This window comes from Undibacterium sp. Ji22W, assembly GCF_049340305.1.
GTDB lineage: Bacteria > Pseudomonadota > Gammaproteobacteria > Burkholderiales > Burkholderiaceae_D > Undibacterium.
Genome location: NZ_JBMPOU010000002.1, coordinates 1,095,716 through 1,117,365, shown reverse-complemented (window position 1 = coordinate 1,117,365; position 21,650 = coordinate 1,095,716). Strand labels below are relative to the sequence as shown.

The 21,650-nt window shown below is 48.9% G+C and carries 21 protein-coding genes; 9 read left to right on the top strand and 12 right to left on the bottom strand.

Going from position 1 to position 21,650, the window contains the following annotated elements; translation table 11 throughout:
• Positions 1-105 precede the first annotated feature (105 nt).
• A complete protein-coding gene (locus ACO0KW_RS11550) occupies positions 106-1,293 on the top strand; it encodes a glycosyltransferase family 4 protein (RefSeq protein WP_423053222.1) in 1,188 nt (395 codons plus the stop codon).
• Between the two features lie 37 nt (positions 1,294-1,330).
• On the opposite strand, the gene ACO0KW_RS11545 is transcribed toward ACO0KW_RS11550, so the two are convergent.
• From ACO0KW_RS11545 to hemE, 8 genes are all read right to left on the bottom strand, one after another.
• A complete protein-coding gene (locus tag ACO0KW_RS11545; protein WP_423053221.1) occupies positions 1,331-2,191 on the bottom strand; it encodes a hypothetical protein in 861 nt (286 codons plus the stop codon).
• 162 nt (positions 2,192-2,353) lie between these two features.
• On the bottom strand, positions 2,354-3,106 hold the full coding sequence (locus ACO0KW_RS11540; RefSeq protein ID WP_423053220.1) for a DNA alkylation repair protein: 753 nt from the start codon (positions 3,104-3,106) through the stop codon (positions 2,354-2,356).
• 46 nt (positions 3,107-3,152) lie between these two features.
• Entirely contained in the window at positions 3,153-3,593 is a 441-nt protein-coding gene (locus ACO0KW_RS11535; protein ID WP_423053219.1) for a GNAT family N-acetyltransferase, read from the bottom strand.
• Positions 3,594-3,704: 111 nt separating this feature from the next.
• The gene (locus tag ACO0KW_RS11530) at positions 3,705-4,202 is read right to left on the bottom strand and encodes a GNAT family N-acetyltransferase (protein ID WP_423053218.1); all 498 of its coding nucleotides are present in this window, start codon (positions 4,200-4,202) and stop codon (positions 3,705-3,707) included.
• 18 nt (positions 4,203-4,220) lie between these two features.
• The gene (locus ACO0KW_RS11525; protein ID WP_423053217.1) at positions 4,221-4,607 is read right to left on the bottom strand and encodes a VOC family protein; all 387 of its coding nucleotides are present in this window, start codon (positions 4,605-4,607) and stop codon (positions 4,221-4,223) included.
• An 82-nt stretch (positions 4,608-4,689) separates the two neighbouring features.
• A complete protein-coding gene (locus tag ACO0KW_RS11520; protein WP_423053216.1) occupies positions 4,690-5,139 on the bottom strand; it encodes a hypothetical protein in 450 nt (149 codons plus the stop codon).
• Positions 5,140-5,261: 122 nt separating this feature from the next.
• Positions 5,262-7,286, bottom strand: a complete 2,025-nt coding sequence (locus ACO0KW_RS11515; protein ID WP_423053215.1) for a primosomal protein N' — start codon at positions 7,284-7,286, stop codon at positions 5,262-5,264.
• A 522-nt stretch (positions 7,287-7,808) separates the two neighbouring features.
• On the bottom strand, positions 7,809-8,894 hold the full coding sequence (gene hemE, locus ACO0KW_RS11510; protein WP_423053214.1) for a uroporphyrinogen decarboxylase: 1,086 nt from the start codon (positions 8,892-8,894) through the stop codon (positions 7,809-7,811).
• A 159-nt stretch (positions 8,895-9,053) separates the two neighbouring features.
• On the opposite strand from hemE, the gene ACO0KW_RS11505 reads away from it, so the two are divergent.
• The 5 genes from ACO0KW_RS11505 (at position 9,054) to ACO0KW_RS11485 (ending at position 12,346) form a co-directional block, all read left to right on the top strand.
• Complete coding sequence (locus ACO0KW_RS11505) at positions 9,054-9,215, top strand: hypothetical protein (protein WP_423053213.1); 162 nt, start codon at positions 9,054-9,056, stop codon at positions 9,213-9,215.
• A 65-nt stretch (positions 9,216-9,280) separates the two neighbouring features.
• Positions 9,281-9,781, top strand: a complete 501-nt coding sequence (locus ACO0KW_RS11500) for a DUF3828 domain-containing protein (protein WP_423053212.1) — start codon at positions 9,281-9,283, stop codon at positions 9,779-9,781.
• A 523-nt stretch (positions 9,782-10,304) separates the two neighbouring features.
• Complete coding sequence (locus ACO0KW_RS11495; RefSeq protein WP_423053211.1) at positions 10,305-10,928, top strand: FMN-binding negative transcriptional regulator; 624 nt, start codon at positions 10,305-10,307, stop codon at positions 10,926-10,928.
• Between the two features lie 128 nt (positions 10,929-11,056).
• Positions 11,057-11,815, top strand: coding sequence for a hypothetical protein (locus ACO0KW_RS11490; protein WP_423053210.1), 759 nt, complete (start codon positions 11,057-11,059; stop codon positions 11,813-11,815).
• 138 nt (positions 11,816-11,953) lie between these two features.
• On the top strand, positions 11,954-12,346 hold the full coding sequence (locus ACO0KW_RS11485) for an MAPEG family protein (protein ID WP_423053209.1): 393 nt from the start codon (positions 11,954-11,956) through the stop codon (positions 12,344-12,346).
• A 100-nt stretch (positions 12,347-12,446) separates the two neighbouring features.
• On the opposite strand, the gene ACO0KW_RS11480 is transcribed toward ACO0KW_RS11485, so the two are convergent.
• Complete coding sequence (locus tag ACO0KW_RS11480; RefSeq protein WP_423053208.1) at positions 12,447-13,205, bottom strand: substrate-binding periplasmic protein; 759 nt, start codon at positions 13,203-13,205, stop codon at positions 12,447-12,449.
• Positions 13,206-13,727: 522 nt separating this feature from the next.
• Between ACO0KW_RS11480 and ACO0KW_RS11475 the strand changes: the two genes are divergently transcribed.
• The 3 genes from ACO0KW_RS11475 (at position 13,728) to ACO0KW_RS11465 (ending at position 15,734) form a co-directional block, all read left to right on the top strand.
• On the top strand, positions 13,728-14,219 hold the full coding sequence (locus ACO0KW_RS11475) for a VOC family protein (RefSeq protein WP_423053207.1): 492 nt from the start codon (positions 13,728-13,730) through the stop codon (positions 14,217-14,219).
• A gap of 57 nt (positions 14,220-14,276) precedes the next feature.
• Complete coding sequence (locus tag ACO0KW_RS11470) at positions 14,277-14,984, top strand: hypothetical protein (RefSeq protein ID WP_423053206.1); 708 nt, start codon at positions 14,277-14,279, stop codon at positions 14,982-14,984.
• 225 nt (positions 14,985-15,209) lie between these two features.
• Positions 15,210-15,734: a demethoxyubiquinone hydroxylase family protein gene (locus ACO0KW_RS11465; RefSeq protein ID WP_423053205.1), complete on the top strand. Its 525-nt coding sequence runs from the start codon at positions 15,210-15,212 to the stop codon at positions 15,732-15,734.
• A gap of 3 nt (positions 15,735-15,737) precedes the next feature.
• Here ACO0KW_RS11465 and ACO0KW_RS11460 read toward each other — a convergent pair whose 3' ends face one another.
• From ACO0KW_RS11460 to ACO0KW_RS11450, 3 genes are all read right to left on the bottom strand, one after another.
• On the bottom strand, positions 15,738-17,087 hold the full coding sequence (locus ACO0KW_RS11460; RefSeq protein ID WP_423053204.1) for a GH1 family beta-glucosidase: 1,350 nt from the start codon (positions 17,085-17,087) through the stop codon (positions 15,738-15,740).
• A 21-nt stretch (positions 17,088-17,108) separates the two neighbouring features.
• On the bottom strand, positions 17,109-18,416 hold the full coding sequence (locus tag ACO0KW_RS11455; RefSeq protein ID WP_423053468.1) for a sugar MFS transporter: 1,308 nt from the start codon (positions 18,414-18,416) through the stop codon (positions 17,109-17,111).
• A gap of 247 nt (positions 18,417-18,663) precedes the next feature.
• Positions 18,664-21,219: a glycoside hydrolase family 3 N-terminal domain-containing protein gene (locus tag ACO0KW_RS11450; RefSeq protein WP_423053203.1), complete on the bottom strand. Its 2,556-nt coding sequence runs from the start codon at positions 21,217-21,219 to the stop codon at positions 18,664-18,666.
• Positions 21,220-21,650 lie beyond the last annotated feature (431 nt).

Genomic DNA, 21,650 nt, shown 5'->3' with positions numbered 1-21,650 from the left:
GCAGAAAGCCTCAAAAAATTAGTCGCCCGAAGCTTGCAAAAATATCTGACAATACGTCTTCGCCATCAAGCAATTTGATTCGTCCGACAAGCACAGTAGAGCCTCATGCAGAATTCAACCCCCACCATCTTGCACATGCAAGGCTGGCGACAATACACACAATCGCTGTCATTATTATTTCAAAATTATGCTATCGAGTTATTGGCGTATCCTGAGTTCAGCGTCTTCCACCAAGAATTGCCACAACCGCCATTTAACAAGTTATTCCATCGTCAGAAGCCTTGGGATAAGGCTGAGCATATTCTTGGCGCTGAAAAAGATCTGGCAATACGTACGATTCCTGACTGCACCGATTCACTCTCGGCTCCCGACTATACCTTGCGTATTGGTGCGCCTTTTGAGCTAAAACCCGCCGAACACGGTAAAACCTTGGTCTTCGCGATCTCTGAAATTGACCGTTTGCCGGAGATCTATTTGGGCTCTACAAAACTGGCCGACATTGCCGATGATCACCGCATCAAGCTATTAACTCCTACGGCTTTTTCGCGCCAAGCCTTGATCAATAGTGGTGTGGCGCCAGAACAAATACTCACCGTGCCATTGGGATATGATCCAGAACTGTTTTTCCCCTTGTCCGAGACAGAAAGAACAGTCTTACGCCAGAAGTTCCAATGGGCAGATCATTTCGTCTATCTGTCGGTCAGTTCAATGTACAAACACAAGGGCATAGATCTTAGTCTGAAAGCCTTTGCACAGATCGCCGCCGAAAATCCCCATGCGCTATTGGTATTTAAGGGAAATGAAAGTACGTATAGCTCGGAATTATCCTTGCGTAGTGCAATCACGTGCCTGACTGCAACGGAATGGGAACGCATCCGCCATCAAATCCGCTACATAGGCAAGGCAACGAGCATGCAACAAATTGCCCAGTTGTATCAAGCAGCCGATGTCTTGATTTCTCCTTACCGCGCGGAGGGATTCAATTTGCCCGTGATCGAAGCAGCTGCTTGCGGCTTAGCCATACTATGTACCGCTGGCGGACCGACAGATGAGACTACGCACACGGATTTCGCGTTGCGGATTCCGAGTACGACGCTCGAGATGACGAGTGGCTTATGGCAAGGCAACTCACTACAACCGGTGTTGCCGGCATATGTAGAACTCATGCACAGAATATTGCATGACTCGGACTTCAGAAACCAAGCGAAGCATGCAGGTCCAAGCTTTGTTGGACAACGCTACACCTGGCGACAGGTAACACGACAACTGGTGGAAGGCATGCGCGCATTCTGACAACGTGGTGCTACCGCAAGGATTTTCACTGGCAGGCTTAGCGGGCCGACAAGAATCCTTGCAACATCGCGTCGATCACTGCTTCCCGCCGTGAACTATCCAGTATCCAGTAAGGCTGCATGCGGCTCTGAATGCCCTTTGCCTGCAGCGCCTTGAGTAAAATTTTATAGTCTGGAGCGAGTGCATAATTACTCTCTTCATCTTTACCGACATCGCTAGCAACACCATTACGCACATCAATTTGCAGATCGGCATCACGATAGAAATGCAGAGAATCTGCTGTCAACATAAACACATGGTTGACGCAGGCTTGATCCTGCCAAACTGGCAACCACGGCCCCGCCCCTTCGCAAACTATGGCTTGTGGCTGCCACGTTTTTAAATAGGCGAATGCCTGCTCAGCCTTTTCTCGCCCCACGGCGCTTCGAGGCCTAGCAATGGGCTCCAGAATGCGTGCTTGCGCAAAAGGCAGATTCATCTTCTCAATTAAATACGCTACATCTGCACGCTTTGCCAATGCCTGACCCTGCTCGTTCGTCCATACTTCAACATTGTGCAAAGTTTGTGAACCTGTACGAAGCAGAAAAGTGTCGCGCACACTGTCTTTAAATATCAATTGGCGTGGCACGACCACATCCACGTATTCACCTGCAGTCAGAGGTGAAGCCTGACTCAACAAGGCACCGTCAGAAAACGCCATGCGATGATTCAATTCACGCGATTGGCTGCTCAAAAAATCCACACCGTCACGTAATCGCATTCCCGCAAAAGGCTTAAATCCCACCGTAGGACAACCCAAGGCATTTAAGACCCGGATTAAGGCCGCCGCCAACGTGGTTTTTCCTGCATTTGTATGAGTGGCTACGACCCAATAGATTTCTGGTGGTTTGTTTTCCATATCTCAGCACACGTTCTGGGCAAGTCCCAACAACATCATATCGCCCACGTTTCTTCTGGCAGTAACTAAATTGAGAAATCGCATTTGCATTTGCATTTGCATTTGCATTTGCATTTGCAAAAATCTACTCGTTGAACGAGCGACTGTTCATCCAAACTCATCCTAACATTTAGCCGTCTTCCGCTTCTTGCCCAAACTGCCACGTTGTGCGACTTTGTTGATGTAATCTGGCGCAAACGGCACTTTGCAAGCAGTGTCACCAACATCAACCGTTACCTCACCAATGGTCTGACCTGCCTGCAACGCCGCTGCGCTCAGTTCACTGACATACGAACCCAGTGCAATGACAAAAGCATTCATGCAATAACAAACCCGATTCGGAGCGCGATGTATGTCGGCCTGCACTTTTTTAAGCAGTTTTTTCAACATACCCATATCCAAATCCGCATCCTCAGTAATCGCGACATAACTACTCAAGGTACACCAGCCTGTTGCAGCGATCGCTTCATCTCCAGAGGCGATCCATGCCAATGCCAGTTCTTCCGCATGCGCGCTCTCCGCCGCCACCCACGCCACGCTAAATTCCCGTATCCCGTGTGAGTTCGCTGTCATAACCCAATGTTGCAATTGATCCGCACTCATCTGACGACCATCGGCCAGCAAACCCGCCATATACTGCGCGTCGTAAATCCCGGTATCAAACAAAGCACAAGCGAAGGCTAGATCGTTCTTAAAGGGCTTCATCAGCTTCTTCATCTCTTCGATCTTGACCCCAAACACCGGCTCTTGCGCACCATGCTTGCGAATCGTATTACGGTAAGTTTCAAGTCCCAAAGCCTGCAGTTGTTCAACCACGGTTGCAACAGATTTTGCGACTGACGGTGATGTAGACTGAGATGCAGATACTGTGCTCATACTGAACTCCCTAGATGAATACCGAAACTGTATTGAATACCGAATTTTAGGACACTGGCAACGCTTTGGCCAAACGTAGACTAGTCGTGGTGTATCCGAGTTGCTGATAAAAAGCATGGGCGTCGACCAGACGTTGATGACTGGTAATTTCGATCAAACCACATCCGATCTCAGCGAAATGCTTTTCCGCCGCAGCCATCAACGCGCGCCCGATACCCTGCCCACGCAGAGCACTGTCCACCACCAATGCAGTCACCCGACCAACTGCCCGTGGTCGGTGCAGTACGATCATGCTATGCAAAGTAATCAAACCGAGCACGCTGCCATCCGACTGCAGCGCGAGCAAAGCATGATTACCCTGCTCAACCCACGCTGGCCAACGCATACGTACCTCGGAATCAGTGGTTGGATGGCCCAGTTCAGTCAAAAGGCGCGCTATGGCGGCGCTGTCTTCACATCTGGCGGAGCGTATGGAATGGTGTGGCATGACTAAGCGCGAAATTGGATTGGGAGTTTTGTGTTTCCGTTACGGGCAAAAGTAATCTTCCGAATTACTATCAATTTTTGCGATTACGCTACTTCCTTACTAGTTACATATTCAAGCAAGTTCAGCGACTTGCAACGATACTTGTTTGCTCCCATTCGCCACCCACTGCGTATCAATTTCTTTAAATCCAAATTTGTCATGAAATTTTTGGGATGCTGGGTTTGGTGGTTGAATATTATATTCACAGGTGACCATCGCGATGCCATGCGCACGCGCGAAATCAAACAAGTCTGTGTACAACAAACTACCAATTTTAAGTCCGCCAAATTCAGCACTGACAACGATGCGGTCGACGTAAATAAAATGCGGATAACGCGCCGCGAACCAGCGATAATTTTCGCTCTGGTACGCGGTGTTCTCTCGCATTGCCAATAAAAAAGCGGCGATTTTGTCATCAACCAGTGCGACCTTATGATAAGCCGACAGTGATGCCAATTGACTCAGCTTTTGAAAATCCATCGCACTAGTTTGCTGCACTTCTGCATCGTTGAGTGCGAGGATACTTTCGAAGTCTTTTGGCAATGCGTCGCGCAGTATGATTTTTTTCATAGTCGAAAAATCCTAAACTCACTGCCCTGCAGGTGGCTGCCATAACTCCACCTTATTGCCTTCAGGATCGATCACCCAGCCGAATTTTCCGTATTCAGAATCATCGACCTTCTCCAACACTTCACAGCCTTCTTCGCGCAAAGCCTGCAGTAAGGCGTGCAAATCATCGACCCGATAATTGACCATGAAACTCGCTTTACTAGGTGCAAAGTGCTTGCCATCGGCGGCACCAATCGACCACACGGTGGTTCCTGCTGTGGGCTTGCCGTCGGCATCCGCCCAGCTAAACGCCGTGCCACCCCACTCTTGCACATCTATACCCAAGTGTCGCTTGTACCAAGCGTGCATCGCGGCCGGGTCATTTGCACTGAAAAAAATCCCGCCTATGCCTGTCACTCTTTTCATGTTGGTCTCCTAATGTACTTTTGATGGATGGTTGAATTTACAGCTTAGTGTAATGGTGAGGCGACAGCAATCGTATTTGTGCTCATGCTTGCTCGAGTGCGGATTTAATGTCCATCAGATCTTGCATCAGCGCCTTTTTCGCCACACCTTTGAAAAATAGACGCATGGGAATCGCCATCAGCTTCGTCTGCCAAGTTTGAGGCTGAGAATCATGCACGCTGATTAAACGCATGACACCGTGTTCTTCTACGATGCGGGTGGTGGATAAAAATATAAAGCCATCACTTTCCGCACGAGTTTGATAAAACTCATTTTCCACGGCATCGGCAATCCATTTTTCCGCCGTCGCAGGCTTACCAAATAGGATGCGCGTCTCACGCCACCTAAGACCAATCAGGCCAGTAGCCGGCTTGTTCACAATCTCAATTTGTTCGATGCCGCGAATGATCTTTGGCGTGTTTTCCATATCAGAGATCAATGCCCAAATCGCCGACTTGGATGCCTGAATGCGGACTTCTACTTCGACGTTCATGGTTAGCCCTAGGTTTGTGTAGTGCGCAGAAACGCATAAAAACAACTTAGTCCAAGCCTTAGCTTGTTCACACTTAGTTTATTCTTCAACCGCAATCGAGAGCAATGCTAACCAAGAACTGACTAAATATCCACAGGATCAATTTCCACGCCCCACTTCACGCGGCTTTTCATACTGCGTAAGGTGGCGATCCATTCTCTCAAGAAAGCTTGCAAAGCCGGACGGGAGGTGGATTCGACCAGTAACTGCGCGCGGTCGACATTGTGAACGCGGGTCATGGTCATCGGGATGGGATCGTTAATCGTAATGCCTTGCTGCGCGGTGCAGGTGGCGGCTTCTTTCAGAAACTGGATCGCGGTTTCCAATTCTTTGGCTTCGGCGCGCAATAAGGCCTGATAAATAAAGGGTGGCATCGCGGCTTGCTGGCGCTCTTCTAATAAATCATCAGCAAAGCCCTGATAATTGTGCGCCATCAAGGCATGGTAGAGCGGATGATCAGGATAGCGCGTTTGGACCAAGACTTCACTGGCGTTGCCGCCTTCGGCTTGTGCCGCTCGACCGGCACGTCCGGCCACTTGCATCAACTGAGCGAACAAGCGTTCACTGGCTCGAAAGTCTTGCGAGAACAAGGCACTGTCAGGATTCAAAGCGGCGACCAAGGTGAGATTTTTGAAATCATGACCTTTTGCCACCATTTGTGTGCCGATCAGAATATCGACTTCACCGCGATGCACGGTATCGAAGGCCGCTTCAGCGCTACCTTTTAAACGAGTGGAATCGGCATCAATCCGAAAAATCCGTGCTTCTGGGAATATCGTTTTTAAACCTTCTTCCAATCTTTGCGTCCCGCGCCCTAAAGGTTGCAGGTCGATATTGCCGCACGTAGGACAAGCGCGCGGGATACGTTGCTCTAAACCGCAATGATGGCAACGCAGTTTTTTATCCAGTTTGTGCATCACCAAATGCGCGGTGCAGCGCGTGCAATTACTAATCCAGCCGCAGGCATCGCAATGAATCACCGGCGCATAACCACGTCGATTCAAAAACAGGAGTGATTGCTCGCCCTTCTCCAAACGTAGGCGTATCGACGAGATCAATCTTTGAGTTAGACCTTCGGAGGGTTTTTCACGCTCGGTGTTGATGATTTTGACAATGGGTAAAACCGCCGCTTTGACCGCACGTTCTTGCAGCGTCAACTTTTGGTAACGCCCCGCTTTCGCGTGTTGCCAAGTTTCTAAAGATGGGGTGGCAGAACCCAATATCACCGGAATCGCCAGTTGATGTGCGCGCCACACAGCGAGGTCGCGCGCCGAGTAGCGCAAGCCTTCTTGTTGCTTATAAGACGGATCGTGCTCTTCATCAATGACGATCATCTTCAGATACGGCAGTGATGACAAAATTGCCAGACGGGTGCCGAGAATAATTCTCGCCTGCCCTGTGTGCGCGGCTAACCAGTGAAGCAGGCGCTCACCTTCCGCCATGCCACTGTGCAAAGTAGCGATCTGCAAACCCGGAAAGCGACTACGAATATTGCCTTCCAATTGCGGTGTCAAATTAATTTCTGGCACCAAAATCAACACTTGCGTCTGTTCACTTTGTGCCAACACCCGGGCGGCTGTTTGCAAATAGACCTCGGTTTTGCCACTGCCCGTGACGCCGTGTAATAGATAGGCAGCAAAGCCGCTAGTCCCAGAAATGGTGTCGACCGCTTGTTGCTGCTCGGTATTAAGAACGGGTTCCAGATGCGGACTCGCATCTTGCGCGGCTGGCATTTTGCTGAGTTTCTTCAGATTACGCTCTAAAGACGTGATTTTCGGCACGCGCAGATTTTTGGGCAAAGCCGGAATCGCAACCTCGCCCAAAGGACGTTGGTAATAATCGGCGGCAAAACGGCACAGATTTAGCCAAGCCGGTAACAAGGGTGGACATAGCTGGCGCACCGACAGCACCGATTTGATCTTATCGGCAGGGACTTCCGTTTGATGCGCGATGGCAACGATCAAACCCGCGATCTCTTGCCTGCCAAACGGCACCAAGGCAATTTGCCCGACCTGCGGCAAGGCTTCGCCCGCGACAGGCTCCCAACGGTAATCGAAGAGTCTGTCAAGGGGGGTATCTAAAGCAATAGTGAGGTAAATAGGTTCCACGAACTTAATGTAAGGCTTGAGGTAATGCGCTAACTATCGGTTTCATAAGCTCTTTTTACTCTATCCACAATAACTGTGGATAACTTTGTGGACAAACACGTCTTGACAAGCCTACAGCCTAGATTCTATGCGGGTTTCAACAGAATGCCCATTTGCGATGCACAAAAAAACCCTTTTAAAAACAACGACTTACAAAAAACCATTTGAGGCAAAAAACAAATTTGCATATTATTTTTTTGTGTGACTTTTTTTGTGAATAACTACTAAAAAATCTAGTACAAATCACGAGTTGTCCACCGCTACCAATATGGTTTTATCCCCACTTTTGCCCGCTAAGCCGCAGCCCTGTTATGTTTTGCATAGCAACATGACGAATCGTCAATGCAGGGCATACGGTCTGGGTATTTAGAACTAGACTTTACGGCAATTGCGGCAACATTGCTGAGTCACTTGCATGCCAGCAAGCGACCCAAGCTAGTCCACAATACAAAGACATCACAAGCACAATTCGCTTGATTGTATTTAAGCCTGACGTTGCTGACGGCTAACTTCATGCACGGTTTCCACCAAGACAGTCACCGCATCCGGCGAAGTAAATTGGGAAATCCCATGTCCCAGATTGAATACATGGCCGTGACCAGCACCAGGTTTGCCATAAGAATGTAAAGCCGCAGTCACTTCTTTGCGGATCTGATCTGGTTCGGCAAACAAGACTGCTGGATCCAGATTACCTTGCAATGCCACTTTGTCACCTACACGGGCACGCGCCTGACCTAGATTCACAGTCCAATCCAGACCGAGCGCATCGGCACCGATATCCGCGATTTGCTCTAACCACAAGCCGCCGCCTTTGGTGAATACGATGCAAGGAATACGTTTGCCATCTTTTTCTTTTTGCAATTTGCTGACCACGTCTTGCATATACTTCAATGAGAATCGCTGATATGCACCATCCGCCAGTGCCCCACCCCAGCTATCAAAAATCATCACAGCCTGCGCACCAGCATCGATTTGCGCATTCAAATACGTCGCTACCGCTTCTGCATTCAAACGCAAAATGCGATCCATCAAATCGGGGCGTTTGTACATCAGGGTCTTAATGCCATGAAACTCACGCGAGCCCTGACCTTCGACCATATAACAAGCCAAAGTCCACGGACTACCGGAAAAACCGATCAAAGGCACACGACCATCCAAGGTGCGGCGGATCTGCGTGACCGCATCAAACACATATTGCAAGCTACCTTCTACTGGCACTTTCAAGTCCATGATGGACTTTTCATCCTTCAATGGACGTTCAAACTTAGGGCCTTCGCCTTCTTCAAAATACAAACCCAAGCCCATCGCATCTGGCACGGTCAAGATATCCGAAAACAAAATCGCCGCATCGAGCTTAAAGCGATCCAAAGGCTGTATCGTCACTTCGGTCGCAAAATCAGGATTTTTCGCCAAACTCATAAACGAGCCAGCCCTCTTACGCGTCGCCCGATATTCCGGCAAATAACGCCCCGCCTGACGCATCAACCACAATGGTGTGTATTCAGTCTCTTGACGCATCAAAGCGCGTAAAAAAGTATCGTTTTTAAGCGGAGCAAATTGGGTAGACATAGCGGGCTTTCGTAGTGCGAAATAGGTAATCCGCTATTATCCCCGATCTCAGCCCAAACCGCATACGTAAAATGTCAAAGCACGTGCGGGTGATAAATTGAAGGCGACGGAAGGAAATAGCGAAGACCACTATTTTTCACAACCGCCTCGTCAGGAACAATGCTTAGCGCACCAAAAAAACAATTGCTTGACCCGATCAAACGACTTGATAGAATGACCATCTTTATTGATGACGCTTTTCATCTTTATTTAATTGCTGCTGAAAATGGCAGAAATAAAAGGAAAGCGCCTGCTCACGCGGGTTTGCAGGGGATTACATGAAAAGTGTTATGCGTCACGTTAAATTATTAGGCGACATTGTGTCGCCTAAATCTAGTTAGGTTTCTATGCTGAGCATTCGAGTGCTACTCGCTGCACTGTTATTTGGTTTAAGCGTGACTGCGACCGCTGAGACACCCGAGGCAGTCGTCGCGGCTTTTTACGATCGCTTTATTCATCATTCCCCAAAATATCGCGGTAGACCATACTACGAACGAGTGGCCGACCTCACTACTTCGCAGTTGCTCGCCTCACTGAAGGCTCAGTACAAGTACGAGCGATTCTGCGCAAAGATTGCGCCACCAGACATAAAACCCCACATGATCGACCAAAATCCGTTCTTTCTGGCCCCGGACGGAGTTGCGCAATACTTTGGGGCGAAAACTACGCTCGTTGAGAGATCAGCGAGAGTTGTTGCACATTTGAGCGATGGCTATATCAAGTGGCATGACACTGTGGTGCTCGTCCAAGAGAAGGGGCGTTGGCGTATTTCAAATATTGAGTGGGAGGGTGACGGCACTCTTGCGCAGCGCTTGAGTTCTTTCATGAGCTATCGCTGCGAAACCTAACCATTCATTGCAGCGGACCTGCGCCAGCTGCGCTGGCTGGTCCGCTGAATTCAAACGTTGGACCTGTTAATGAACTCAATATCATGCCCCGCGTGTAAAGCGAACAAGGTGTCAAGATCATCCTTGGTCATGACCTCGCTTGGCGGTATCGCAGTTTGCAAAGGGTGCGGACAGCCCATTACAGTGTCACGCGTATGCAAACATATTGTTCTTGTCGTGTCCGTGCTATCCATAATTATTTCACTGGGTGTGGCCTACGACGCAAATCAAGTGTTCCATTTTGAAAGAGCTATTTTCACCCTAGTCGTGCTTGAAGGACTTATTGGTTTCTGTGTTTATTTTTTTGCCGCGCCTGATCGTACTAGACAGATTTCGCCGTTGGCGCGAGCCGTCCCATGGATTCTATTTTTCTTCTGTTGCTCGGCGGCGCTATACTGGATGCAATATCGATAGGAATTCGTCCAACCATACATTCCAGCCGACGCCTTTGGCGCGGCTGAATTTTTACGTTGGAAAGGGAAGTATGTACATACCAAAGCACTTCGAAGAATCTAATATTAATGTATTGCATGAATTTATTAGGTGTAATCCATTTGCTATATTGGTTACAAACATTGATAGTGGTCTTAATGCAGATCACATTCCGGTCTACTTAAACACCGAGAATATAAATAGAGTTTGCTTGCAAGGTCACATTGCTGCATCCAACCCTCTTTGGAAAAACTTATCTGAAAATCAAGAAGCTCTACTTATCTTTCAAGGTGGTAATGCTTACATCACACCAAGTTGGTTTCCATCTAAAAAATTGAATGGTAAAGTTGTTCCTACATGGAACTATTCAGCTGTTCATGTTAAGGGAAGTATAGAATTTATTCATGAGCCTACTTGGAAAATAAATTTACTTAATAATCTAACTGCGCATCAAGAAAAAAAACTGGAAATGCCTTGGCAGGTTTCAGATGCCCCATTGGAATATATAGAAAAACTACTTCCTGCTATTGTAGGTTTTGAAATATTAGTGAATGAAATTTTCGGTAAATTTAAACTTAGCCAAAATCAGTCGCAAGAAAATAGAATTGGCATCGCAGAAGGTTTAGAAAAGCAAGGGCATGAAATGGCAAAGCGAATATCAAAAACTAATTTCTAACAAGTCGTTGCAGCCTCAGTCGCTGCGCTCCTTGGACAGTTTTTAGGTCGCAGTTTTATGGTTTGCTGCGCAAATATTTCCATAAAACCACAACTTAAAAACTGCCGCTGAACTCAGCGCTAGGTATCATGCGATTCCATCACTTATTCGCCTACTTGATCTTTGCAGTTAGCACAGCTCACGCGCAGGAGCCAAGCGTAGCACGGGCTGCTAAGATTCAGGACGCTATTGATGCTGTCTTTCCAGGAAAGCAGTTCGTCATTTGGAATAGCATCGAAGGTGACTTCAACGGTGATGGCGTCAATGACTTCGCAGCGGTTGTCGTGTCGTACACAACAGAGGGTGCGCGCGAAGAAAGGCTGTTGGTAATGGCGGGCGGCTCGGACGGCCGCTTCACTCCTTTATCTGTTTCGGGCGAGTTCTGCAAAGTCGATAAGTTCTACAACCTATCTGCGTCACCGGCTGGCAAATCGTTCGAGGTGGAGGGTGTTGGATCAGCGGATGCTACGCACTCGGGCAGTTTTACGTTCAAATTTAGATACAACACTAAATTACGTGATTTTGAGCTTATCGGTAGAGAAGATCATTCCGTCGACTACGATGCGAACTCTAGCTACAAAGTCAGCGTCAACTATCTGACGAAAGAAATCCTTCTTGCTCGTCAGTTGGGCAAGAACTACATTGATCGGCACACTGCAGCCGATGGAAGCGAGAAAATTATTGAGCGCACGCGCCGCGCGGCTAAGCTCAAAGAGGCCAAAATGCGATTCGACAGTTCGATGCTGTTTCGCTTGCAAGGGTTCGACTGCGCACGCTTCTGGGATACCGATCCCGCGGCGAATCCGCCGCTTTACATTGACGAAAATTTCAAGATTCAGAGCCAATGAAGATCACAGGAATGCAACTAATTAAGTGATCAAGTTAGCCACCGTGAAGATACTGGCTTCAAGTTTCACCGCCTATGCACGAGCACCGTATTTTGCTTGCTAGGCGACAAAGTCCCTCAACCCTCAATCGAAAAAGCGATGCACCATCCACTTATCCTACCAATGACAGCTCATGTTCTACTCTCTGCACTACTTTATGTTTTGCTAACAGTCGCGCGGGCACCTAAAGTTTGGGGTGTAGGAAAACGAGCGGACGGTTCGAATCCGTGGACGGCGTTTGAGCCGCGTATTAGCGCGAATTTGTCGAACCAGTTTGAATGGCCGCTGTTCTTTCATGTCGCCTGTTTGTTGTTTATCGTGAGCGGAACAAGTAACCCAAATGTAAGCGCATTAGCATGGATTTTTGTAGTCGGACGCGTTGTACATAGCCTGATTCAGATTTGCACCAGTAACATCCGTTTACGCGGACTAGTGTTCACCATTAACTTCTTAGCGGTGATCGTGCTTTGGTTTATGTTGTTGTGGACCTAGAAGCGCGGTTCTGTGTTGAAGCGTCAACACTTCAAGCTGAACAAGCTTCGTCAGAACCTTTTACGCTGAAATAGACCCATAGCCGGCGCAGTCTATATTGCTACTTTTTTTGCGCATCTTCTTTCCACATCTTACTGATCTTTTGCAGTGACTTATCTTTCACCATGCTGGCAAACGCAGCGTTGACGCGACTGATCAAATCTGGCGGTGTGCTTTTACCAAAAGCAAAATAGAGCGCTGAGTCACGCGGGACTTGTACGGTTTTTTCGATGTCGTTCATGCCGAGTTCGCAGCTTTTGGCAAATTCTTCGACGCCATCCGGATCGAACGGGATGAGATCGACTCGCCCCATTTTCAATTTCCGGCAATTCGATTGCATAGACGGTGCCGTATCAACTTTAATACCAAGGCGCGTGAACATGGGAATACTTGCGTTGTTGGCTTCATCCCCGACCAAATAATCACGCGCATCGTCCAGCGTGCCTATCTTAATTTCGGTGCGTCGCTTTAATTTATAAAGCCATTCTTCACTACGCGTAACTGGACCTATCCAATAATAATTTTTCTCGCGCGCTGCTGTCTTTGCCACGGTAAAGAGCATCACCGATGCTTGCGTTTGTGCCGTATGCAAAGCTCGTGTCCACGGCAGCACCTCAATTTCTAAGCGCATACCAAGACGTGCAGCAAGCTCTTGTGCGACGTCGACACTCAAGCCTTGTACGCGCTGGTCTTTGACAAAGTTATAGGGGAAATTGATGTCACTCGTGACCACCTTCAGCACTTGTTTTGGCGCAGCAAAGCCATACTGCGACGACATCAGCAGTAAAGAAAAACATGCGAACAAAACCCGTTTCAACAAAGGGACTCCAGAACTGATTAAATTGTATAAATTGACTAATGATGGGGGGAGATTTTTAAGCGATCAAGAGCGCTGCAGACCATTTTTACCCGTCTTGAAATCCTCTAAGGTGCTAGCAAAATTGCACCATCGCAAAGGATCATTCAAATTGATACATTGTATAGTTAAGTCTATCTTTTCACCCCGATTTGAGGGCACATTTTGCATGGCGATACAAGGTTTAACAATCTTCTGTCCAGACTTCGTCTAATTGCTTAGAAAACTGTCAACGATCCCACATCATTCGCTAAGTTGGTGGCACGAGAAAATGCGCTGAAGCGCAGCATGCATTGCGGGGTCGCGCAGAGTGGACCCGCTCGCTAGTATTAATTTATGTTAGCTACATTGCTTAAAACTAATACAAATTGTTTTTGGGTCCGACAACTAAACTTGATAAAATGATTCCCCTAGCGCGTAGCATTTCTCTCTCTAATTCGGTCGCGCATCGCTGGTTTACCATCATCAACGCGGAGAAACCCCATCATGAAACACGCAAAAAACACGATTTGTCTTTGGTATAACGGCGATGCGGAAGAAGCGGCGAATTTTTATGCGCGGACTTTTCCGGATTCTTCGGTTGAAGCGGTGTATCGCGCGCCGGGGGATTATCCTTCGGGTAAGCAAGGAGATGTTTTGACGGTGACCTTTACGGTCCTGGGTATTCCTTGTCTCGGATTGAATGGCGGTCCGGCTTTTAAGCATAGCGAAGCGTTCTCGTTTCAAGTGGCGACCTACGATCAAGAAGAAACTGACCGCTACTGGAATGCGATCATTCAGCATGGCGGCAGTGAAAGCGCATGTGGTTGGTGCAAGGATAAATGGGGCTTGTCTTGGCAGATTACGCCAGTCGCTTTAACTGAAGCGATTACTGATCCAGATCCCGCCGCGGCCAAACGCGCTTTCGAGGCGATGATGGGAATGCGTAAAATTGACATCGCGGCGATTGAGGCTGCGCGTTTTGGTACTGGCAAATAAGCTTTATTGACGTGCTTCGCCATTTTTAATGGTTACACAAAACTTGTTGGAGACATCATGCGTTTAGCACATTGCGTTTTATCATCCTTACTCCTCGGCTTGGTAATACCCATGGCCTCAGCGGTAGATACGATTCCAACCGAGATCATGCAGGTCGGCACCTTCCATGGTGGCGAAGTGCCCAATGTCGCTGGCAGAAATTGGTTCGCCTTGATGGTCGATGGAGAACATGCGGAACTGAAGACTGCAGCACCCAAAATCAAAACGGTGTTTGACGGCATCATGGACGATGAAAAAGACAAAGCTTCGTATTCAGGAAAACAGGTCGAGATGAAAGGTCCAGAACCTTTTTTGCTGATCAGAAGAGAAGGTCTAAAAACCGGCATCGTAAAACAAGCCAGCATTATCGCCACCGACAAAGGTCAAACCATCACGCTGGATAAAACGGTGTACACGGTTGAGCACCAATGCAAAGAAAAAGGCAAAGGCGAAGAATTTCACGCATGCAAAGTCTATCTAGTTGGTAATAGCAACGGCAAAAGCATTAAGCAATGGTTAGGCGATACCATGGAAAATAACGACAGCGATTTCGCCGAAACGATTAGCGTCTCGTGGGCTGGCGACATCGACCGCGATGGCAAAATCGACCTCGTCATTGAAAAATCGCGATACAACAATTCAGATACGGTTTTGCTGTTGTCATCAGCAGCGAAAGCTGGGAAGCATTTGCTTGAGGTGGCTAGGTTGTCTCGGCAGGGGTGTTGAGGTTGGCCTTGTCTTTGCGTGAAACGCATGAGCCTGTCGATTCTGGGGATATCAAGGAAGCATGGTGCATTGAGACTACGTTGATACAAACAGAGGATGTTTTCGATAAATCGCAGCATCGATTCGATTGATGCAAACCCTTGCCAAGCTCTAAGAAACTGCGACAACTAACTGGCAAATTTACCCCAGCATTTCAACGTAGAAGTCTTAATCAATCATCCTGCTATGCGTGAAAATTCATCCCTTGGATCTCGCATCCTAAAAGTCAACCATGCCGGCGAGCAGGGGGCAATTTGTATCTACGCTGGGCAGATTATTGCAGCCCGACTCACGGCGCGCGGTATGGTAGCCGAACTTAGAGAATTTCAATCACACGAAAAAAGGCATCGCGCAATTTTCTGGTCGGAGTTGCAGCGCCGCGGTCAGCCACGTTGCCGCAGCTATTGGCTCTGTGCATTAGGTGGATTCGTGCTCGGCCTGAGCACTGGACTATTCGGGCGTAAAGCAATCGCAGCCACGACTGTTGCGGTCGAACGTGTTGTGCTACGCCACCTTGAGCATCAGTTAGAACAACTGCGAGACAAAGACGATGCTGCGGTTGTGGCTATCTCATTGATCATGGAAGACGAACGTCTGCATCACGATCATTCGGCATCGCATTTACAGGGTGGCGAATTTTGGTCGCGATTGCTTTCGCCAGTCGTTGAGGCGTCTACAGAAACCGTGATCTGGATAGGCATGCGCGCATGAACCCTAAGCCACCAGGCCCCGAAACTTCTGCACAAAACCTTTAAACCAAATCGCACTGTCCTTCCAAATTCGACGCTGACTCACATAGTCGACATAGATCAAACCAAAACGGCGCAGATAGCCTGAATTCCATTCGAAATTATCGAGCAGGCTCCAATAAAAGAATCCCTTAATGTTGACGCCTGCAGCGATGGCTTTGGCGACTTCGTGGAAGTGGCGTTGCATATAATCGATGCGTGGGCTGTCGTGGATTTGTTCGCCGTCTAGTTGGTCTGCAACGGCCATGCCGTTTTCTGTGATGTAGATCGGTGGTAGTCCCAGGTCTTTGTATTCTTCGTGTATGCCGATCAAGAGGCGGCTTAGGCCTTCTGGATAAATTTCCCAACCCATGTCGCTTAAGCCTAGTTTGGCTTCCGGCAGGCGCGGTGGGGTTTCGGTGCTGACGTAGGCACGGAAATAGTAATTCACACCCAAGAAATCTAGGGGTTGATGTATTGCCTCCAGATCGCCAGGGGCCACTACAAATCGAGATTGATCGATTTTGGCAAGTGCAAGTGCTGGGTAATGTCCGCGAAAAATCGGGTCCATAAACCATTGTACTGAGCGAGCGTATTCCCACGCGGCGGCGGCACAATCCGATTCACTTTCCGTGGCCGGATCGGCGGTCCATTGATTGAGAACGATGCCTAGCTTGGCTTTTTTGTTTTGCCTGCGCATCGCTTGTATCGCGAGGCCATGCGATAACAGGAGGTGATGCGAGACCTGCAAGGCGGCGACTTCGTCCTTCACGCCGGGTGCAAATTGGCCGTTGCCGTAGCCGAGATTGGCGGTACACCAGGGCTCATTGTGGGTCGCGATACTGGCTAGCTGATCACCAAAGCGTGCCGCCATTTCTTGTGCGTAGCGGGCGAAATGGTCGGCGGTGTCACGATTGAGCCAACCACCCTGCTCTTGCAAGGCTTGCGGCAAATCCCAGTGGTACAAAGTCATGTGCGCGCTGATATTTTTTTTCGCTAAGGCGCTGATCAGGCGCGCGTAGAAAGCCATGCCTTCTTCGTTCCAGACACCGCTGCCATCGGGTTGCACACGTGACCACGATACCGAAAAACGATACGCATCGAGGCCGAGATTAGAGATATGTTCGACATCTTCGGCATAACGATGGTAGTGGTCACAGGCTACGTCGCCGCTGCTGTGATCGAGTATCTTGCCGGGAGTATGGCTAAAGGTATCCCAGATCGAAGGTGCTCTGCCACCTTCATTGGCAGCACCTTCAATTTGGTAAGCACTGGTGGCAACACCCCACACAAAACCAGCGGGAAATTGTTGAGCTAAGCTTGTTTGTTCCGGCATGACGCTGTCCTTGATTGATTTTCAGAATGCAGGTTTATCGTACATACCCGCATATTTCACGCCGAAATAGCAGATGAAGACGTAGCAAGCTGCAGGTACAAAGAATGACCATTGCAAGCCGATTTGATCCGCTAAAAATCCCTGTACGAAGGGCACTATCGCGCCACCCACAATTGCCATACACAAGACGCCAGAGCCTTGTCCTGTGAACTTGCCGAGGTCTTTTAACGCCATACTAAAGATTGTCGGAAACATGATGGAATTACATAAGCCCACGGCAATAATCGCCCACATCGCCACACTGCCCCTGGCAAAGATGGCAGCCAAAATCAAGGCTATCGAGCAGGCGGCATTAAATGCCAAAGCTTTACCCGGGCTAACTTTACGCATCACCACAAAACCGAGGAAGCGTCCCACCATCGCACCACCCCAGTAGTAGCTCACATAAGGTGCCGCGTCTGCAGCGCTCAAGTTAGCAACCTGACTTTCGCCTAGGAAGTTAATCAAGAAGCTACCAATACTGACTTCGCCACCAACATAGAGAAAGATGCCAATCGCGCCTAAGACCAAATGCTTATGCGAAAAAACTGAGGCATGCTGACTTGACGCAGAGGCGCTGATCACGAACTCTTCTTCATGGGAAATTTTTGGTAAGCGTGCCAGCGCAAACAAGATCGCCAGAACTAAAAGCGCTGCCGCCAAAGCCAGATAAGGACCTTGGACTGCCGCAGCTTCTTTCGCTCGGTGTGCCAATTGTTCGGCAGCGGGCAAGGCATCAAACTGCGCTGCGGTCAGCACCACACCGGAGAGAATTAAGAATCCACCTAAAGCAGGTGCGATGGTCGTGCCGAGAGAATTAAATGCTTGCGTTAAAGTCAAACGACTAGACGCGGTTTTAGCATCGCCTAAGACCGTGACATAAGGATTTGCTGCCACTTGCAAAATCGTGATGCCAGAAGCCAGAACAAAAAATGCCAGCAGAAACAGACCATAGCCGCGCGTGGCGGCGGGATAGAACAAAGCGCAACCGATAGCGGCAATCACCAAACCCGCTACGGCACCTCTTTGATAACCGATCCGCTTAATCAACATTCCTGCTGGCCAAGACACAATAAAATAGGCCCCGAAAAAACAAAATTGCACTAACATCGCTTGCACGTATGTCAGCGTGTAGATGGACTTCAAATGCGGAATGAGGACGTCGTTCAAGGAGGTTAGCAAACCCCACATGAAGAACAATAAGGTGACGATCACCAAGGCGGAGTTATTGTTTTTAACCGCACTACTCACTTCACCATCGATCCGGTGGGGGATGGCATTACTACCCATTTGACTTGCCATGTTGTGTCTCCTGATTGTTTTAGTTTGTTGTTTTTTTTGCTGAAAATCTTGTCGTACATAATGTAGGGCGGGTGCAACCCGCGCGGTTCTTAGGTCGATCTCGCGTGCAATAAGTTTTGGCGGCGCGGGTTGCACCCGCCCTACCTATTTTTCTTGTTGCTTGACGTTTGCATCCTTGCTGAACCACCCTCACCCTAACCCTCTCCCGCTTGCGGGAGAGGGAATCTAAAATCAATTACTTCAAGCTCTGGCAGGACAAAGCATCTGCATCTTTCGCCGCGCCAGCTACGATTTTGATGTCGGCGAAAGCCGCTACAAAACTTGCGTCGGTACTGACGTTAAATGGTGTTTTGACTTTGCGCATATCGACGCCTAAAGCACTGAAACAGGACAAAGGGATTTTCACAGCCTTAGGACCTGCACCTGCCATATTTTTGAAGGTAGAACTAAGGTCGAGGCTGGCGGTACAGGTGTCACCACATTCCATCGTCATGCCAACTCTGCCAGCGGGTGCGGTTTGTACTTGAGCCAAGAATTGCAATGCGCCGTCTGGTACCAGATTAGCTGGGATCGGCGTGGCGAATGCCGCAGCCGCTTCGAAACGTCCTTTACCAGTCCAGCTGATTTGCTTACCGCTGACCGCACCGACTTGGACTGTTTTTACTGCGACGGTATCGTCAGGTTTACTCAAAGCCATTTCATTACCTAGCGTGACTTTGCGTTTGCCTGTGGTCACGGAAAGTGGGTAACTAGTCTGGTCTTGCGGATTCGAAATGATCATGTTGGACGCTACATTACACGCGGTGCTGGTATCTTCTGGCAAGGCTGCCATGCGGGGTACTTTACCGTAATGCAAACCATAACCATACTTGAACAAAACCTCGCTGCCGCCTCTTGCTGCTGCTTGGGTTAATGTTGAGGATAAGCATGCTTTCGCTGGCCAAGAAAATGACAAACGGCCTTTGATAGGATGCGCCACTTTGCCTTGGGCATTTTTGAACAAGACATCGGCAACGCCTTTGCCTTCCGTGCCCGGTAGCCAAGCAGCGACAAAACTGTCGGACAAGTTCAGCAAATCATTGGCATACACGGCGCGACCACTCAACAATAAAGTGACTACCGGTTTTCCTTTGCCTGAGACTTTTTTCAGTACCGCTAAATCTTCTTGAAACTGCTGACTATGGCTCAAGCCACGACTAGCGGCCACATCACCAAAACCTTCGGCATACGGCGTTTCACCCAATACGGCGACAACCACGTCGAATTGAGCGACATCGACATCATCACCGTTAGCGCTGTAATGCACGTTGACCGCGCCTGCGGCTTCTTTAATGCCGGTTAGCAGCGTGTCGCCAGGGGTGTAGTCGCCTTCTTTATTTTCTGTACCTTGCCAAGTGATAGACCAGCCGCCGGATTGATTGATCATGCTATCGGCACTCTTGCCGACGACCAGAATTTTTTTACCGCGCGCCAATGGTAAAACACTGTCATTATTCTTTAACAGCACCAAGGATTCACGCACTGCCTGACGAGCGATGTCGCGTGCTTGCAGCGCTTCTTGTTTGCCTGCGTATTGATTGTCAGATGGTTTTTTGCCAAACAAGCCAGCGCGTAATTTGACGCGCAGAATACGACTCACTGCATCATCGATACGCGCCATAGGGATTTCGCCGCGTTCCACTTGCGCGATGGTATTTGCGATAAAGGATTTCCAATTATCGGGCACCATCACCATGTCGATACCCGCATTGATCGCTTGCGGACAGCTGTCGTTACTACACCCGGGCACCTCGGCGATACCATCCCAGTCCGACACGACAAAACCATCAAAGCCCATTTTGTCTTTCAGAGCGTCCGTCAATAATGCCTTGCTGCCGTGCATTTTGCCGTAGTTCACATTACCCGCGAGGTCATGCCAGCTGTTATACGATGCCATGACGGTCTGCGCACCAGCGGCAAATGCGCCATAGTAGCCTTGCGCATGCTGGTTCAACATCTCGCTCAAAGTCGCTTTGTTGACGCCGCGATCTACACCTTTATCGGTACCGCCATCGCCGATGAAATGTTTGGCAGTGGCGACGACGTTCTTGTCATCTTTAAATTTGCCTTGTAGGGCTTTGACGTAGACCGCGCCGTATTCTTTGACCAAGCGACCATCTTCAGAAAAGCTCTCATAGGAACGTCCCCAGCGAGCATCCCGTCCGACGGCGAGTGTCGGCGCGAAGACCCAGGCGATGCCGGTGGCGCGCACTGCTTTGCCGACTTGCTCAGCCATCTGTCCGACTAGCTTAGGATTGCGTGCCGCACCCAAGCCGATGTTATGCGGGAATAAGGTGGCGCCGACCACATTGCTATTGCCGTGAATCGCATCAATGCCCCAAATTACGGGCACTTTGTCGGCCATATCGGTACTCATTGAGGCGGCGTAATATTGATCAGCCAGATTGACCCAGTCCGCAGCGGTGGAGTATTTATTCATCTTTGGCCAGCTGCCGCCACCATTGAGCACCGAGCCCAGATAATATTTACGCACATCATCTGGTGTAATGAATTTGATTTCGGGCTGCGTCATTTGCCCGACTTTTTGCGCCAGCGTCATGTGGCTGACCATTTTGGCAATCTTCGCTTCCATTGCTGGATCTTTGGCGATTGAGCTCTTGATGTGCGGCCAGTCTTTAATGGTCGCTGAAGTTGCGGAAGGAGCGGAGTTCGCAACGTTATGAAAACCCACACTACACAGTACGGCTAAAGCGAGCTGCAAGCTGGTCAATTTTTTTGTCGTAAGTTTCACTTTTTTGTCTCTCTGATGGTTTTTCTAAGGCCTTAGTTTTAAGGCTCGATTCTTTATGCGATCTTGTAGAGCGGGTACAAGCCGCGCGGTTCATAGGTCGGTCTCCCATGCACTGTGTTCTGGCGGCGCGGGTTTCACCCGCCCTACACGTTTCTAGTAATTTGAGCAGTCTTTTGAACTGCTTAGGCACCAATTGGTAACGTTTCCGTTTTATTCTAAATGAATTTTGGAAACGTTACCAATTATTTTTAAAAAATGTTTTGCGGATGTGAAAGAGATACAACTTAGGGACGGAAAGCTGGGAGAAATAGCATGTGGACAAACCATACTAGTGGGTAAAACTAGCGTTTAGAATGCGAGGCGAACGACGAATCAGACCATGCTGATTGCCATTCGCCTCCACTCTTGCTTACTTCTCCCCCCCGGGACAA